The organism is Streptomyces sp. CA-288835 (genome assembly GCF_050936385.1).
Taxonomy (GTDB): Bacteria; Actinomycetota; Actinomycetes; order Streptomycetales; family Streptomycetaceae; genus Streptomyces.
This window is the reverse complement of record NZ_JBNJMW010000001.1, coordinates 8,611,022-8,626,612: the sequence shown is the minus strand read 5'-3', so window position 1 is coordinate 8,626,612 and position 15,591 is coordinate 8,611,022. Positions and strand designations below refer to the sequence as shown.

14 protein-coding genes are annotated in these 15,591 nt (G+C 69.9%); 1 reads left to right on the top strand and 13 read right to left on the bottom strand.

Features of this window, described 5'->3' with window-relative positions; all coding sequences use genetic code 11:
* Positions 1-3 precede the first annotated feature (3 nt).
* The 6 genes from carB to pyrR form a co-directional block, all read right to left on the bottom strand.
* A complete protein-coding gene (gene carB, locus ACQEVY_RS38965; protein WP_432954451.1) occupies positions 4-3,312 on the bottom strand; it encodes a carbamoyl-phosphate synthase large subunit in 3,309 nt (1,102 codons plus the stop codon).
* On the bottom strand, positions 3,305-4,456 hold the full coding sequence (gene carA, locus ACQEVY_RS38960; protein WP_432954449.1) for a glutamine-hydrolyzing carbamoyl-phosphate synthase small subunit: 1,152 nt from the start codon (positions 4,454-4,456) through the stop codon (positions 3,305-3,307). Before carA ends, carB begins: the two co-directional genes overlap by 8 nt.
* On the bottom strand, positions 4,453-5,031 hold the full coding sequence (locus tag ACQEVY_RS38955; protein ID WP_432954448.1) for a hypothetical protein: 579 nt from the start codon (positions 5,029-5,031) through the stop codon (positions 4,453-4,455). The genes carA and ACQEVY_RS38955 overlap by 4 nt, the downstream gene beginning before the upstream one ends.
* Positions 5,028-6,314: a dihydroorotase gene (locus tag ACQEVY_RS38950; protein WP_432954446.1), complete on the bottom strand. Its 1,287-nt coding sequence runs from the start codon at positions 6,312-6,314 to the stop codon at positions 5,028-5,030. The genes ACQEVY_RS38955 and ACQEVY_RS38950 overlap by 4 nt, the downstream gene beginning before the upstream one ends.
* Positions 6,315-6,319: 5 nt before the next feature.
* A complete protein-coding gene (locus ACQEVY_RS38945) occupies positions 6,320-7,297 on the bottom strand; it encodes an aspartate carbamoyltransferase catalytic subunit (protein WP_432954444.1) in 978 nt (325 codons plus the stop codon).
* A gap of 121 nt (positions 7,298-7,418) precedes the next feature.
* Positions 7,419-7,991 carry a bifunctional pyr operon transcriptional regulator/uracil phosphoribosyltransferase PyrR gene (gene pyrR / locus ACQEVY_RS38940; RefSeq protein WP_432954442.1) on the bottom strand — a complete coding sequence of 191 codons (573 nt, stop codon included), beginning with the start codon at positions 7,989-7,991 and terminating at the stop codon, positions 7,419-7,421.
* A gap of 263 nt (positions 7,992-8,254) precedes the next feature.
* Between pyrR and bldD the strand changes: the two genes are divergently transcribed.
* Positions 8,255-8,755, top strand: a complete 501-nt coding sequence (gene bldD / locus ACQEVY_RS38935) for a transcriptional regulator BldD (protein WP_165340551.1) — start codon at positions 8,255-8,257, stop codon at positions 8,753-8,755.
* A gap of 156 nt (positions 8,756-8,911) precedes the next feature.
* On the opposite strand, the gene nusB is transcribed toward bldD, so the two are convergent.
* The 7 genes from nusB to aroC form a co-directional block, all read right to left on the bottom strand.
* Positions 8,912-9,343, bottom strand: coding sequence for a transcription antitermination factor NusB (nusB, locus tag ACQEVY_RS38930; protein ID WP_328772928.1), 432 nt, complete (start codon positions 9,341-9,343; stop codon positions 8,912-8,914).
* Positions 9,344-9,345: 2 nt separating this feature from the next.
* Positions 9,346-9,912 carry an elongation factor P gene (gene efp, locus ACQEVY_RS38925; protein ID WP_328772927.1) on the bottom strand — a complete coding sequence of 189 codons (567 nt, stop codon included), beginning with the start codon at positions 9,910-9,912 and terminating at the stop codon, positions 9,346-9,348.
* A gap of 59 nt (positions 9,913-9,971) precedes the next feature.
* Positions 9,972-11,096 carry an aminopeptidase P family protein gene (locus tag ACQEVY_RS38920; RefSeq protein ID WP_432954439.1) on the bottom strand — a complete coding sequence of 375 codons (1,125 nt, stop codon included), beginning with the start codon at positions 11,094-11,096 and terminating at the stop codon, positions 9,972-9,974.
* Between the two features lie 566 nt (positions 11,097-11,662).
* On the bottom strand, positions 11,663-12,562 hold the full coding sequence (locus tag ACQEVY_RS38915) for a Pro-rich N-terminal domain-containing protein (protein ID WP_432954437.1): 900 nt from the start codon (positions 12,560-12,562) through the stop codon (positions 11,663-11,665).
* Positions 12,563-12,722: 160 nt separating this feature from the next.
* Positions 12,723-13,823: a 3-dehydroquinate synthase gene (aroB, locus tag ACQEVY_RS38910; protein ID WP_432954436.1), complete on the bottom strand. Its 1,101-nt coding sequence runs from the start codon at positions 13,821-13,823 to the stop codon at positions 12,723-12,725.
* On the bottom strand, positions 13,820-14,338 hold the full coding sequence (locus ACQEVY_RS38905) for a shikimate kinase (protein WP_432954434.1): 519 nt from the start codon (positions 14,336-14,338) through the stop codon (positions 13,820-13,822). The genes aroB and ACQEVY_RS38905 overlap by 4 nt, the downstream gene beginning before the upstream one ends.
* The gene (gene aroC / locus ACQEVY_RS38900) at positions 14,335-15,519 is read right to left on the bottom strand and encodes a chorismate synthase (RefSeq protein WP_432954433.1); all 1,185 of its coding nucleotides are present in this window, start codon (positions 15,517-15,519) and stop codon (positions 14,335-14,337) included. The genes ACQEVY_RS38905 and aroC overlap by 4 nt, the downstream gene beginning before the upstream one ends.
* Positions 15,520-15,591: the final 72 nt, after the last annotated feature.

The window sequence follows — 15,591 nt, the reverse complement described above, 5'->3', positions numbered from 1 at the left end:
GCGTCAGTCCCGCGCCGCCGTCAGGTGCTCCGCGTGTTCCTGGAGCGAACGGACCCCGACGCCACCGTGGTTGAGCGCGTCGATGCCCTGGACGGCGGCGGCGAGCGCCTGCACCGTCGTCAGGCAGGGCACGGAGCGGGCCACGGCGGCCGTACGGATGTCATAGCCGTCGAGGCGGCCGCCGGTGCCGTACGGCGTGTTGACGATCAGGTCGACCTCGCCCTCGTGGATGAGCTGGACGATCGTCCGCTCGCCGTTCGGGCCGGTGCCCTCGCTCTGCTTGCGGACGACCGTGGCGTTGATGCCGTTGCGCTTGAGCACCTCGGCCGTGCCGGACGTGGCGAGCAACTCGAAGCCGTGGGCGACCAGTTCACGCGCCGGGAAGATCATCGAGCGCTTGTCGCGGTTGGCGACGGAGATGAAGGCGCGCCCCTTGGTCGGCAGCGGACCGTACGCGGCCGCCTGCGACTTGGCGTACGCCGTGCCGAACACCGAGTCGATACCCATGACTTCACCGGTGGAGCGCATCTCCGGGCCGAGGATGGTGTCGACGCCGCGCCCGTGGATGTCGCGGAAGCGCGACCACGGCATGACGGCCTCCTTGACGGAGATCGGCGCGTCCAGCGGCAGCGTGCCGCCGTCGCCGCTCGCCGGGAGCAGTCCCTCCGCGCGCAGTTCGGCGATGGTCGCGCCGAGCGAGATCCGGGCCGCAGCTTTGGCAAGCGGCACCGCGGTCGCCTTGGAGGTGAAGGGGACGGTGCGCGAGGCACGCGGGTTGGCTTCAAGGACGTACAGGATGTCCCCGGCCATCGCGAACTGGATGTTGATCAGTCCGCGGACGCCAACCCCCTTCGCAATGGCTTCCGTTGAAGCCCGCAGCCGCTTGATGTCGAAGCCGCCCAGTGTGATCGGAGGCAGCGCGCACGCCGAGTCGCCGGAGTGGATGCCGGCCTCCTCGATGTGCTCCATGACGCCGCCGAGGTACAGCTCGTGGCCGTCGTACAGCGCGTCCACGTCGATCTCGATCGCGTCGTCGAGGAAGCGGTCGACCAGGACCGGGCGCGACGGGGAGATCTCGGTCGACTCGGCGATGTACGCCTCCAGTCGCGTCTCGTCGTACACGATCTCCATGCCGCGCCCACCGAGCACGTACGAGGGCCGTACGAGGACGGGGTAGCCGATCTCGTCGGCGATGGCCTTGGCGCCAGCGAAGGTCGTCGCGGTGCCGTGCTTGGGAGCCGGCAGCCCCGCCTCGGCGAGTACCTGTCCGAAGGCGCCGCGGTCCTCGGCGGCGTGGATCGCCTCGGGCGGCGTGCCCACCACCGGGACGCCGTTGTCCTTCAGCCCCTGCGCAAGCCCCAGCGGCGTCTGGCCGCCGAGCTGCACGACGACGCCTGCGATCGGCCCGGCCAGGGACTCGGCGTGGACGATCTCCAGTACGTCCTCCAGCGTGAGCGGCTCGAAGTACAGCCGGTCGGAGGTGTCGTAGTCCGTGGAGACGGTCTCCGGGTTGCAGTTGACCATCACGGTCTCGTAGCCCGCGTCGCTGAGCGCGAAGGAGGCGTGGACACAGGAGTAGTCGAACTCGATGCCCTGGCCGATGCGGTTGGGCCCGGAGCCCAGGATGATCACCGCGGGCTTCTCGCGGGGAGCGACCTCGTTCTCCTCGTCGTACGAGGAGTAGAAGTACGGCGTCTTCGCGGCGAACTCGGCGGCGCAGGTGTCGACCGTCTTGTAGACCGGGCGCACGCCCAGCGCGTGCCGGACCTCGCGGACGACGTCCTCGCGCAGACCGCGGATCTCGGCGATCTGGGCGTCGGAGAAGCCGTGCCGCTTGGCTTCGGCCAGCAGCGACGGGTCAAGCCTGTCGGCTGCGGCCAGTTCGTCCGCGATCTCCTTGATGAGGAACAGCTGGTCCACGAACCACGGATCGATCTTCGTCGCCTCGAAGACCTCCTCCTGGGTCGCGCCCGCGCGGATGGCCTGCATGACGGAGTTGATCCGCCCGTCGGTCGGCCGGATCGCCTCCTCCAGGAGGGCCTTTTTGTCGCCGGGCTCTCCGACGAACGTGAACTGCGAGCCCTTCTTCTCCAGCGACCGCAGCGCCTTCTGCAGTGCCTCGGTGAAGTTGCGGCCGATGGCCATGGCCTCGCCGACCGACTTCATGGTCGTCGTCAGCGTCGAGTCGGCCTGCGGGAACTTCTCGAAGGCGAAGCGCGGCGCCTTCACGACGACGTAGTCGAGCGTCGGCTCGAAGGACGCCGGTGTCTTCTCGGTGATGTCGTTCGGGATCTCGTCGAGCGTGTAGCCGACGGCGAGCTTCGCGGCGATCTTGGCGATCGGGAAGCCGGTCGCCTTGGAGGCGAGAGCGGAGGACCGGGACACGCGAGGGTTCATCTCGATGACGATGACCCGGCCGTCCTCGGGGTTCACCGCGAACTGGATGTTGCAGCCGCCGGTGTCGACGCCGACCTCGCGGATGACGGCGATGCCGATGTCCCGCAGGATCTGGTACTCGCGGTCGGTGAGCGTCATCGCCGGGGCGACGGTGATCGAGTCACCGGTGTGCACGCCCATGGGGTCGAAGTTCTCGATGGAGCAGACGACCACGACGTTGTCGTGCTTGTCGCGCATCAGCTCCAGCTCGTACTCCTTCCAGCCGAGGATGGACTCCTCCAGGAGCACCTCGGTGGTCGGGGAGAGGGTGAGCCCCTGGCCGGCGATGCGGCGCAGCTCGTCCTCGTTGTGCGCGAAGCCGGAACCGGCGCCGCCCATGGTGAAGGAAGGCCGGACGACGACCGGGTAACCGCCGAGCGTCTCGACGCCCTTCAGGACGTCGTCCATGGAGTGGCAGATCACCGACCGGGCGGACTCGCCGTGCCCGATCTTCCCCTTCACCGCGTCCACGACCTCCTTGAAGAGGTCGCGGTCCTCGCCCTTGTTGATCGCCTCGACGTTGGCGCCGATCAGCTCGACGCCGTACTCGTCGAGCGCCCCGGCCTCGTGCAGCGAGATGGCCGTGTTGAGGGCCGTCTGGCCACCCAGGGTGGGCAGCAGCGCGTCCGGCCGCTCCTTGGCGATGATTTTCTCGACGAACTCCGGGGTGATCGGCTCGACGTACGTCGCGTCGGCGATCTCGGGGTCGGTCATGATCGTCGCGGGGTTGGAGTTGACGAGGATGACCCTGAGGCCCTCGGCCTTGAGGACGCGGCAGGCCTGGGTGCCGGAGTAGTCGAACTCGGCGGCCTGGCCGATGACGATCGGGCCGGAGCCGATGACCAGGACGGACTGGATATCGGTGCGCTTAGGCACGCTGGGCTCCCTTTTCTGCCATGAGCTCTACGAAGCGGTCGAACAGGTAGGCCGCGTCGTGCGGGCCCGCCGCCGCCTCGGGGTGGTACTGGACGCTGAACGCCGGCTGGTCGAGCAGCTGGAGCCCTTCGACGACCTGGTCGTTCAGGCAGACGTGCGAGACCTCGGCACGCCCGTAGGGGGTGTCGCTGACGCGGTCGAGCGGCGCGTCGACGGCGAACCCGTGGTTGTGCGCGGTGACCTCGACCTTGCCGGTCGTACGATCCTGCACGGGCTGGTTGATGCCCCGGTGGCCGTACTTCAGCTTGTACGTGCCGAAGCCGAGCGCGCGGCCCAGGATCTGGTTGCCGAAGCAGATGCCGAACAGGGGCGTCCCGCGCTCCAGCACGGCACGCATCAGGGACACCGGGTGCTCGGCCTTCTCCGGGTCGCCGGGACCGTTGGAGAAGAACACACCGTCGGGGCCGACCGCGTAGATGTCCTCGGCGGTCGCGGTGGCGGGCAGCACATGCACCTCGATGCCGCGCTCGGCCATACGGTGCGGGGTCATGCCCTTGATGCCGAGGTCCACGGCGGCGACGGTGAACTTCTTCTCGCCGACGGCGGGGACGACGTACGCCTCCTCCGTCGCGACCTCCTCGTACAGGCTGGCGCCCTTCATCTCGGGCGCCTGGCGCACCTCGGCGAGCATCGTGCCCTCGTCGGGGAGTGCGCTGCCGGAGAAGATGCCGACGCGCATGGCGCCGCGCTCGCGCAGGTGACGGGTGAGGGCACGCGTATCGATGCCGGAGATCCCGACGACGTCCTGCCGGGCGAGCTCCTCGTCGAGCGAGCGGCGGGAGCGCCAGTTGGAGGGCACGCGCGCGGGGTCGCGTACGACATAGCCGGCGACCCAGATCCGCTTCGACTCGGGGTCCTCGTCGTTGACGCCGGTGTTGCCGACGTGCGGGGCGGTCATCACGACGACCTGGCGGTGGTACGAGGGGTCGGTGAGGGTCTCCTGGTAGCCGGTCATCCCGGTGGAGAAGACGGCCTCTCCGAAGGTCACCCCCACGGCCCCGTAGGCGCGGCCGCGGAAGATCCGGCCGTCCTCCAGGACGAGTACGGCGGGAGTTCTGGAGGCTCCCATGGTGGAGGTGGTCATCGTGCGCCTTCCCTCTTGTCGCTGTCCTTGTTGATCATCTGGTTCAGGGTCTCGACCCACTCGTTGTGCTCGGCCGCGTGGTCGGAGCGGAACCCGGAGTCGAGCAGTCTGTCGCCGTGCTCCCAGGTGAGGATCAGCAGACCGCCCTCGGTGAGCACCTTGCCCGCGATGCCCTTGTCGAGCCGGGCCTCGCGCAGCGCCTCGAGAGGCACGAAGAAGTCGGCCGCTCCGGGGCGTACGACATCCAGGCCCGTGTCCGTCAGCGTGAGTTCGACCCGGCTGCGGGTGCCCAGACCGTGCGCCACGATGCGGTCGAGCCACTGACCAGCAGTGGTGGAGCCGTGGTAGCGGCCGCTCATCGTCAGCTTCACCGGACCGGGCTCATCCGGGGCCTGGGGCAGCTCGGGCAGGTCGCCCTGGAGCGTGCCGCGCCACTTCCAGCCCTCGCGCATCAGCCAGTAAACGAGGGCGACGAAGAGCGCGAGGCCCACGAGCCAGCCGATGCGAGCGGCCCAGTCGGTCACTTCCGCCGACTTCTGTTCCGCGGCGTACGTCAGGTGCGTCAGTGGTGTCACGCGAGCTTCCCGTCGACGAGCGTTGCGCGGCCCCGCAGCCATGTGTGCGTGACACGGCCCGGCAGCTCACGACCCTCGTACGGAGTGTTGCGGCTGCGCGACGCGAAGCCCGTGGGGTCCACGGTCCCACGGTATGCCGGATCGACCAGCGTGAGGTTGGCGGGCTCACCTGCCGAGACGGGGCGGCCGTGGCCCGTCGCCCGGCCGATCCGGGCGGGCTTGAAGGACATACGGTCCGCGACGCCGGCCCAGTCGAGCAGTCCGCTGTCGACCATCGTCTGCTGGACCACGGACAGCGCGGTCTCCAGGCCGACCATGCCCATGGCCGCCGCTGCCCACTCGCAGTCCTTGTCCTCGTGCGGGTGCGGGGCGTGGTCCGTGGCGACGATGTCGATCGTGCCGTCGGCGAGCGCCTCGCGCAGAGCCATCACGTCGCGCTCGGTGCGCAGCGGCGGGTTGACCTTGTAGACCGGGTTGTACGAGCGGACCAGCTCATCGGTGAGAAGCAGGTGGTGCGGGGTGACCTCGGCGGTGACGTCGATGCCGCGGGACTTGGCCCAGCGCACGATCTCCACCGAGCCGGCGGTCGACAGATGGCAGATGTGGACCCGGGAGTGCACGTGCTCGGCGAGCAGCACATCGCGCGCGATGATCGACTCTTCGGCGACGGCGGGCCAGCCGCCGAGCCCCAACTCCGCCGAGACGACGCCCTCGTTCATCTGGGCGCCCTCGGTCAGCCGCGGCTCCTGCGCGTGCTGGGCCACGACACCGCCGAAGGCCTTCACGTACTCCAGCGCCCGCCGCATGATCACGGCGTCGTCCACGCACTTGCCGTCGTCGGAGAAGACGGTGACGCCGGCCGCCGACTCGTGCATGGCGCCCAGCTCGGCGAGCTTCTTGCCCTCCAGGCCGACGGTGACGGCGCCGATGGGCTGCACATCGCAGTAGCCGTGCTGCTGGCCCAGCCGGTAGACCTGCTCGACCACACCGGCGGTGTCGGCGACCGGGAAGGTGTTGGCCATGGCGAACACGGCCGTGTAACCGCCGCTCGCGGCAGCCCGCGTACCCGTCAGGACGGTCTCGGAGTCCTCACGTCCCGGCTCGCGCAGGTGGGTGTGCAGGTCGACGAGGCCCGGCAGAAGCACCTTGCCTTCGGCGTCGATGACCTCAGCTCCCTCAGCAGAGAGCCCGGCACCCACCTCGGCGATGGTGTCGCCGTCGATCAGGACGTCCTGCGGCTCGCCGCCGAGCACCTTCGCACCACGAATAAGGATCTTGCTCATCTGTCTTACTTCTCCTCGGTACGGGTGTGGGTGACGGCGGGCTCATTGCCGCCCAGGAGCAGATACAGGACCGCCATGCGGATGGAGACACCGTTCGCCACCTGCTCGATGGCGGTGCAACGGTCGGAGTCGGCGACCTCGGCGGTGATCTCCATGCCGCGAACCATCGGCCCGGGGTGCATCACGATGGCGTGCTCGGGCATCCGCGCCATACGGTCGCCGTCGAGGCCGTAGCGCCGTGAGTACTCGCGCTCGGTCGGGAAGAAGGCCGCGTTCATCCGCTCGCGCTGGACGCGCAGCATCATCACCGCGTCGGACTTGGGCAGCGTGCTGTCGAGGTCGTACGACACCTCGCAGGGCCAGGTCTCGACGCCGACCGGCAGCAGGGTGGGCGGGGCGACGAGGGTGACCTGGGCGCCGAGGGTGTGCAGCAGGTCGACGTTCGAGCGGGCGACCCGGCCGTGCAGGATGTCACCGACGATCGTGATGCGCTTGCCGTCGAGGTCCTGCCCGAGCCCGGCGTCGCGTCCGACGAGGCGGCGTCGCATGGTGAAGGCGTCGAGCAGGGCCTGGGTGGGGTGCTGGTGGGTGCCGTCGCCTGCGTTGATGACGGCGGCGTCGATCCAGCCGGAGGTCGCGAGGCGGTACGGGGCTCCGGAGGCGCCGTGCCGGATGACGACGGCGTCGACGCCCATCGCCTCCAGGGTCTGGGCGGTGTCCTTCAGAGACTCGCCCTTGGAGACGCTGGACCCCTTGGCGGTGAAGTTGATCACATCCGCGGAGAGGCGCTTCTCGGCGGCCTCGAAGGAGATTCTGGTACGGGTCGAGTCCTCGAAGAAGAGGTTGACGACGGTGCGGCCGCGCAGGGTCGGCAGTTTCTTGATCGGCCGGTCGGCGACCCGGGCCATCTCCTCGGCGGTGTCGAGGATCAGGACGGCGTCGTCGCGGGTGAGGTCGGCGGCCGAGATGAGATGACGCTGCATCTGTCAGGCTCCGTAAGGCAGTTCAGTTCGGGAGGCGAGGGCCCGGCGGGAGGTCGCAGCCGGGCAGGCAGGCACGCAGAGGCGCGCTCGTGGGCTTACGGCAGGGACGTACGCCGGAGTGCTACTGCTGCGCGCCCGGTGCGGGCTGCTTCGCGCCGAGCAGCACGGTGTCGCGACCGTCCTCCTCGGCGAGCTGGACCTTGACCGTCTCCCGCAACGACGTGGGGAGGTTCTTGCCGACATAGTCGGCGCGGATCGGGAGTTCGCGATGACCCCGGTCGACGAGGACCGCGAGCTGCACGGCACGCGGACGGCCGATGTCGTTCAGCGCGTCGAGCGCGGCACGGATGGTACGGCCGGAGAAGAGCACGTCGTCGACGAGGACGACCAGCCGGCCGTCGATGCCGTCGGCCGGGATATCGGTGCGGGCCAGCGCACGTGGCGGCTTCATGCGCAGGTCGTCGCGGTACATGGTGATGTCGAGCGAGCCCACCGGGATCTTGCGTTCGGTGATCTCCTCGAGCTTGGCGGCGAGCCGCTGGGCGAGGAAGACGCCTCTGGTCGGAATGCCGAGAAGCACCACGTCGTCGGCGCCCTTGGCGCGCTCGACGATCTCGTGGGCGATGCGGGTCAACACCCGCGCGATGTCGGGGCCTTCGAGCACGGCACGGGATTCGGACTGCTGTGTGTCCATACGAGACGGACCTCCTTCTCCGCCTCACGGGACGGACCTTAAAGGACGTCGGAATTGCGCCATCAACGGTACCAGCCCGGCAACGGCCCTGATCACCCCCCTGCAGTCACTCCCTCACCACCTGACGTCACTTCTCCCGGCTCCCGCGGATGGGGCGGGCGGGACCATTCGGCTTGACGGGGAAGAGTAACGCTGCGTAACCTCACAGTGAGTCACCAGCCGCGAAGCAAAACCGCACGTCGACACAGTGTCCGGGGAGCTATATGTCCAGCGAATACGCCAAACAGCTCGGGGCCAAGCTCCGCGCGATCCGTACCCAGCAGGGCCTTTCCCTCCACGGCGTCGAGGAGAAGTCCCAGGGACGCTGGAAGGCGGTCGTGGTCGGTTCGTACGAGCGCGGCGACCGCGCCGTCACCGTGCAGCGCCTCGCCGAGCTGGCGGACTTCTACGGCGTTCCGGTGCAGGAGCTGCTGCCGGGCACCACTCCGGGCGGCGCCGCCGAGCCCCCGCCGAAGCTGGTCCTGGACCTGGAGCGGCTGGCCCACGTCCCGGCCGAGAAGGCGGGCCCCCTGCAGCGTTACGCGGCGACGATCCAGTCCCAGCGCGGCGACTACAACGGCAAGGTGCTCTCGATCCGCCAGGACGACCTGCGCACCCTCGCCGTCATCTACGACCAGTCTCCCTCGGTCCTCACCGAGCAGCTGATCAACTGGGGCGTCCTCGACGCGGACGCGCGCCGCGCGGTCTCCCACGAGGAGGCCTGACCGGCCTCGGCCCCTGAAGAAACGTGCCGCCGGGGTGGCCGGAACCTGAGCGTTCCGGCCACCCCGGCGGCATTGTTTTGGCTTCCGGCCAGCGAAGAACACACTGGAGGGCCCGCAGCAGCCGGTGCTACGGGCCCTCCGTGACGACCTGTGGCGCTACTCGTCCCGGCGCAGCGACGGCTTCAGCTCCTTGAAGCGGCCGAGGAGACCGTTCACGAAGGCCGGGGACTCGTCCGTGGAGAACTCCTTCGCGAGCTGGACCATCTCGTCGAGGACGACGGCGTCCGGCGTCTCGTCGACCCAGATCAGCTCGTACGCGCCGAGGCGCAGGATGTTGCGGTCCACGACCGGCATCCTGTCCAGCGTCCAGTCGACCGCGTACTGCGCGATGAGCTCGTCGATGCGCCGCTCGTACTTCGCGTAGCCCTCGACAAGCTGCATCGTGTACTCACTCACCGGCGGCTGCCGGGTGTCGGTCCGGGAGTGCCGGATCCAGTCCGCGAGGACCGTCAGGACGTCCACGCCGCGCTGATCACCCTCGAAGAGGATCTGGAAGGCGCGCTTACGGGCCGTATTGCGGGCAGCCACGGTTAGCTGTTCACCCGGCCGAGGTAGTCGCTCGTACGGGTGTCGACCTTGATCTTCTCGCCGGTGGTGATGAAGAGCGGCACGTTGATCTGGTGGCCGGTCTCCAGGATGGCGGGTTTGGTGCCACCGGTGGACCGGTCGCCCTGGACGCCCGGCTCGGTCTCCTGGACGCTCAGCTCGACGGCGGCCGGGAGCTCGACGAAGAGCACCTCGCCCTCGTGCTGCGCGACGGTGGCCGTGAAGCCCTCGACGAGGAAGTTGGCGGCGTCGCCGACGGCCTTCCGGTCGACCATGAGCTGGTCGTAGGTCTCCATGTCCATGAAGACGAAGTACTCGCCGTCCATGTACGAGAACTGCATGTCGCGCTTGTCGACGGTGGCCGTTTCGACCTTGACGCCGGCGTTGAACGTCTTGTCGACGACCTTGCCGGAGAGCACGTTCTTGAGCTTGGTGCGCACGAAGGCCGGGCCCTTGCCGGGCTTGACGTGCTGGAACTCGACGACGGACCAGAGCTGGCCGCCTTCGAGCTTGAGCACCAGGCCGTTCTTGAGGTCGTTCGTGGAAGCCACGGTTGCGGAATCTCCTGGACTGACGTGGACGACCCCGGGGCAGGCGCACAGCTCGGAGGCTAGAGCGCGAGCAGCTCCTTGGTCGTGATGGTGAGTAGCTCGGGTCCGCCGTCCGCCTCGGGGCGTACGACGAGCGTGTCATCGATCCGGACACCGCCCCGGCCCGGGAGGTGGACCCCCGGTTCGACGGTGACCGGCACGCAAGCGTCCAGTTTACCCATGGCCGCGGGGGCGAGCTGAGGGTCCTCATCGATTTCGAGCCCGACCCCGTGCCCGGTCAGCGGAGGAAGGCCGTGCCCGTACCCCGCGGAGTCCAGCACCTGCCGGGTGGCACGGTCCACATCGCGGTACTCGGCACCGGGCACGAGCGCCTCGCGGCCGGCCCGCTGGGCGGCGAAGACGAGGTCGTACAGCTCGATCTGCCAGTCGGCGGGCGAGGTCCCGATCACGAACGTACGCCCTATCTCGCTGCGATATCCGCGGTAGTTCGCCCCCAGGCATACGGAGAGGAAGTCGCCCTCCTCTACCCGCCGGTCGGTGGGGCGGTGGCCGCGACGCCCCGAGTTCGGGCCTGTGCCGACGGAGGTCGCGAAGGCCGGCCCGTCGGCGCCGTGGTCGACGAGGCGGCGCTCCAGTTCCAGGGCGAGGTGGCGCTCGGTGCGGCCGACGAGGATCGATTCGAGGAGTTCGCTCAGCGCCTGGTCGGCGATCTCGGCGCCGATGCGGAGACAGGAGAGTTCCTCCTCGTCCTTGACGAGGCGCAACTGCTCGACGGCGCCGCCCAGTTCTGCGAGGCGCAGGCGCGGCACCACCGAGCGGATGGATCTGTGCCGGGCCACTGTGAGGTGGTGCTCCTCCACGGCGAGGGAGTCGGCGCCCTGGCCGACGGCGAGGTCGGCGGCGGCCACGGCGGGGTCGCCGCCGGTGCCGGTGCCGGGGAGGTAGTGGAGGCGTAGCGCCTCGTCGGGCCGCTCGTCGTCCGGGTGCGCGCCGAGGTCGCCCGGGCCCGGGCCCGGGCAGACCATCAGGTCCGCTCCCCTGCCGAGCAGCAGTACGGCGCCGCGGGGGGCTGCGCCCGCGAGGTAGCGGACGTTGGCGGGCCGGGACACCAGCGCGGCAGCGCTGCCGCCGGCCGCACATCGCTCCCGGAGCCGCTCGCGGCGGGCCGCGTACACCTCTGACATGATCCGAGCCTACGAGGGGTGGGCGGAGTGTGCCGGTTCAGGTTGGGCCGGGTGGGGATTGCCTCCGGCGGTTGGGCGGGTGCGGGTGCGTTGTGGTTGCTCGCGCCCACGCGGCGGAGCCGCAAATTGACACAGCCCCGCGCCCCTGAGGTGCGTGGTGGGTGCGGGGCCGCGGTCCGGTGCGTCAGCCCGTCGCCAACAGGGCATACGACCCCTTGCTGACACAGGGCGCAACTGTGCCCAGACCGAAGCTAAGCGACGGACATACGACGCACCGGCCCACGTCCCCTCCCACCGGAGGGAAGCTGCCGGTTTCGTCGGAGTGCGGGCTTCTTCGGCTCGCTTGCTCTTCGGGGGTGCGGGCAGTCGCAGGCTTTTTAGGGGCGCGGGGAACTGCGCGCCCAGCCACAACGCACCCGCAGCCGCGACACGACTGTCACCCCCACCCCGTAGGCACCCAACCCACCCACCCGCCGGAGGCGCCCACCCAGCCGGAGGCAGCGGGGCCTGGGGGCGCAGCCCTCAGTTTCGGGAAGGGGCGGGGCTGGGGAAAGGAAACCCCCCGCTCACCACTGCGGCGGGCTCGCAATCGACCGAGCCAGCACATCGTCAAGCACACGCGCCGTCGCCGGAACGTCAAGCTGGGAGTTGTCGATGATGGGCAGCCCGGACCCGTACCACCCGGCCATCCGCCCATGGATACGGGCAACTTCCTCATCGGTGAGCCGACGATTCCCCGAGCGCTCGGCATTGCGCTCCAGGACGATCTCGAGCCCGGGAAGAAGCACGACGGGCAGCAACCCGGGACCAACGTGCCGCTTCCACCCCCCGAGCCCGACAACCGGCCGGTCAGGGAAGACGGCGTCATCGAGGATGCAAGAGATCCCGTTGGCAAGAAAGTTACGTGCGGCAAAGCCGCAGGTGCGGCGAGCGAGCCGGTACTGCGCCTCAGAGTGATCGTTCCACCCCGACTGCGGATCCGCGAAGCCCGAGCGCACCCATTCCCGTACATCATCAAGACTGATGTGCGCGGTGGGCACCCGCCGATGGTCGGCCCAGTACTTGGCGACGCTCGTCTTCCCGGCCCCGGCGGGCCCGATGAGCAGCACGGCCAGCGTGGTGGACGTGGGATCGGGCGCCCCCGCGGCAGGCGGCGGGCTCGGCATCGCGACAGGCCCACCCGGCGGCAACTGCACATGCCCGGTCGTGTCCGGCAACGGCGCGGGCGCGTGCGGCGGCGCCACGTGATGCTGCGGCGCGGGCGCGTGTCCCGGAGGGTGCGGCGCAGCGGGCCCGGGGGGTCCGGCGAAACCCGGCGGCGGGTTCACGGGCGCGGGCCCCGCGGGGGAACCCATGGGCGCACCCGAGTGCCCGCCCGGGTGTTGCGCGCCCGGCGAAAAGCCGGCGGCCGGCTCCTGCCCCGGCTGGTGGGGCGGCGGCAGCGGAGACCCCACTGCGTGCTGCATCCGGTGCCACTCCGTCTCGTGTCTCTTGGCGCTGGCAGCGGAACACTGCCCGCTCCCTACCGAACGGTACCGTCCCCGGCCGTCGTTTGGTGAACGGCCGGGGTGGGTCCGAAGTGCCCATGCACACAAGGCAAATCGGGTGAAGTGGCCTCCTGCGGAGCTATTCGCCCACTTCGCCGTAGGCGGCAAGGAGGACGGCCGGGTCGGGGCCCTCCAGGACGGTGGGCTTGGCCAGGCCGTCGAGGACGATGAAGCGCAGCAGGTCGCCGCGGGACTTCTTGTCGACCTTCATCGTCTCGAGCAACTTGGGCCACTGGTCGTAGCGGTAGTGCAGCGGCAGGCCCACGGACTCCAGGATGGTGCGGTGCCGGTCGGCGGTCTCGTCGTCCAACCGGCCTGCCAGGCGGCCGAGTTCGGCGGCGAAGTGCATACCGACGGCGACGGCGGCGCCGTGCCGCCACTGGTAGCGCTCGTTCTTCTCGATGGCGTGGCCCAGGGTGTGGCCGTAGTTGAGGATCTCGCGCAGCCCCGACTCCTTGAGGTCGGAGGAGACCACTTCGGCCTTCACCTTGATGGAGCGTTCGATGAGTTCGGCGGTGTGCGGACCGGCCGGACTGCGTGCTCCTTCCGGATCGGCCTCGATCAGTTCCAGGATCCGCGGGTCGGCGATGAACCCGGCCTTGATGATCTCCGCGAGCCCGGACACGAAGTCGTTGACCGGCAGCGAGTCGAGGGCGGCCAGGTCGCAGAGCACCCCGGCGGGCGGGTGGAAGGCGCCCACCAGGTTCTTGCCCTCGGCGGTGTTGATGCCGGTCTTGCCGCCGACCGCCGCGTCAACCATCGCCAGTACGGTCGTCGGGATCGCGATCCAGCGCACCCCGCGCAGCCAGCTCGCGGCCACGAACCCTGCCAGGTCGGTGGTCGCGCCGCCGCCCACCCCGACGATCACGTCGGTGCGGGTGAAGCCGGACTGCCCGAGTGCCTTCCAGCAGTACGCGGCGACTTCGGCTGTCTTGGCCTCCTCGGCGTTGGGCACCTGGATGGCCACCGCGTCGAAGCCCTGCCCGGCCAGATCGGCCCGGACCGCCTCGCCGGTCTCGGCCAGTGCCTCCGGGTGGACGACCGCGACACGCTTTGCCCGCGGACCGATCAACCCGCCCAGTTCGCCGAGGAGTTGACGGCCCACCAGCACCTCGTACGGCTCGGTGCCGGCCGTGCCGCCGACCTGGATCCGGGTCACCGTCTGGTCCTGCTCGCTCATGCCTGCTTCAACTCCAAGGCGTCGAGGACCGCTTGGGCGACCTCCTCGGGAGTGCGGTCGTCGGTGGCGACGACCGCACGGGCGACTTCGGTGTAGAGGTGGCGGCGGGCCTCCATCAGCTCGCGCCACTGGCGCCGCGGGTTGACCGCCAGCAGCGGCCGGGCGGTGTTGAGACCGGTGCGCTTGACCGCCTCCTCGACGTCCATCGAGAGGTACACGACCGGGAGTCCGGCCAGCAGCGCCCGGGTGTCGGGGTCGAGGATGGCGCCGCCACCAAGGGCCAGTACGCCCTCGTGCTCGGCCAACGCCTGGTGCACCGCCCGCTTCTCGATCGCGCGGAAGGCAGGCTCGCCCTCCTCGACGAAGATGTCCGCGATGGTGCGTCCCTCGGCGGCCACGATGTCCTCGTCGGTGTCCCGGTGGCGGACGCCGAGCCGCTCCGCGACCAGCGCACCCACCGTCGACTTGCCCACACCCATCGGGCCGACGAGTACGACCACAGGTCCAGCGCTCATCGGATCGCCAGGTTCTCGAGGTACGAAGTGACGTTGCGCCGGGTCTCGGTCACGCTGTCGCCGGCGAACTTCTCCGCCACCGCGTCCGCAAGGACCAGCGCCACCATCGCCTCCGCGACGATGCCGGCGGCCGGGACCGCGCAGACGTCGGAACGCTGGTGGTGGGCCTTCGTCGCTTCTCCGGTCACCACGTCGATGGTGGCCAGCGCGCGCGGCACGGTCGCGATGGGCTTCATCGCGGCGCGTACACGCAGCAGTTCACCGGTGGTCAGCCCACCCTCGGTGCCGCCCGAGCGGCCCGTGGCCCGCTTGATCCCCTCGTCGGTCTGCACGATCTCGTCGTGCGCCTTCGAACCCGGCACCCGGGCCAGGTCGAAGCCGTCGCCGACCTCGACACCCTTGATGGCCTGGATGCCCATCAGCGCGGCCGCGAGCCGCGCGTCCAGCCGCCGGTCCCAGTGCACATGCGAGCCCAGGCCCACCGGCACTCCGTACGCCAGCACCTCGACCACACCGCCCAGGGTGTCGCCGTCCTTGTGGGCCCGGTCGATCTCCTCGACCATCGCCTTCGAAGCGTCCTCGTCCAGACATCGCACCGGGTCCGCATCGAGCTTCTCGACGTCGGCGGGCTTGGGGTAGACGCCGTACGGAGCCTTCGCCGCGGCCAGTTCGATGACGTGCGAGACGATTTCGATGCCGGCCGTTTCCTTGAGGTACGAGCGCGCCACCGCGCCGAGCGCGACGCGGGCGGCGGTCTCCCGCGCACTCGCCCGCTCCAGGATCGGCCGGGCCTCGTCGAAGCCGTACTTCTGCATGCCCGCCAGGTCCGCGTGACCGGGCCGCGGCCGGGTCAGCGGCGCGTTGCGCGCCAACTCGGCGAGCACGGCCGGGTCCACGGGGTCGGCCGCCATGACCTGTTCCCACTTGGGCCACTCGGTGTTGCCCACCATGATCGCGACCGGCGAGCCGAGCGTCAGCCCGTGCCGGACGCCGCCCAGGAAGGTGACCTCGTCGCGCTCGAACTTCATCCGTGCTCCGCGCCCATAGCCGAGGCGCCGCCGTGCCAGGTGGTCCGCCACCATCTCCGTGGTGATCGGCACGCCGGCGGGAAGTCCCTCCAGCGTCGCGACAAGTGCGGGACCGTGGGACTCCCCCGCGGTCAGCCAGCGCAACCTGCTCAACGGTGCTCCTCGATACTCGCGCCCTGGTACTGCGTACTGCCTGTGCGCACGCGCGTCCTCGCGTACGTCGAC

Coding starts and splice junctions, on each gene's coding strand:
- carA (WP_432954449.1), bottom strand. CDS start 4,456: ATGACCACCTCCACCATGGGAGCCTCCAGAACTCCCGCCGTACTCGTC.
- ACQEVY_RS38950 (WP_432954446.1), bottom strand. CDS start 6,314: ATGAGCAAGATCCTTATTCGTGGTGCGAAGGTGCTCGGCGGCGAGCCG.
- ACQEVY_RS38945 (WP_432954444.1), bottom strand. CDS start 7,297: ATGCAGCGTCATCTCATCTCGGCCGCCGACCTCACCCGCGACGACGCC.
- pyrR (WP_432954442.1), bottom strand. CDS start 7,991: ATGGACACACAGCAGTCCGAATCCCGTGCCGTGCTCGAAGGCCCCGAC.
- bldD (WP_165340551.1), top strand. CDS start 8,255: ATGTCCAGCGAATACGCCAAACAGCTCGGGGCCAAGCTCCGCGCGATC.
- ACQEVY_RS38920 (WP_432954439.1), bottom strand. CDS start 11,096: ATGTCAGAGGTGTACGCGGCCCGCCGCGAGCGGCTCCGGGAGCGATGT.
- ACQEVY_RS38915 (WP_432954437.1), bottom strand. CDS start 12,562: ATGCAGCACGCAGTGGGGTCTCCGCTGCCGCCGCCCCACCAGCCGGGG.
- aroB (WP_432954436.1), bottom strand. CDS start 13,823: ATGAGCGAGCAGGACCAGACGGTGACCCGGATCCAGGTCGGCGGCACG.
- ACQEVY_RS38905 (WP_432954434.1), bottom strand. CDS start 14,338: ATGAGCGCTGGACCTGTGGTCGTACTCGTCGGCCCGATGGGTGTGGGC.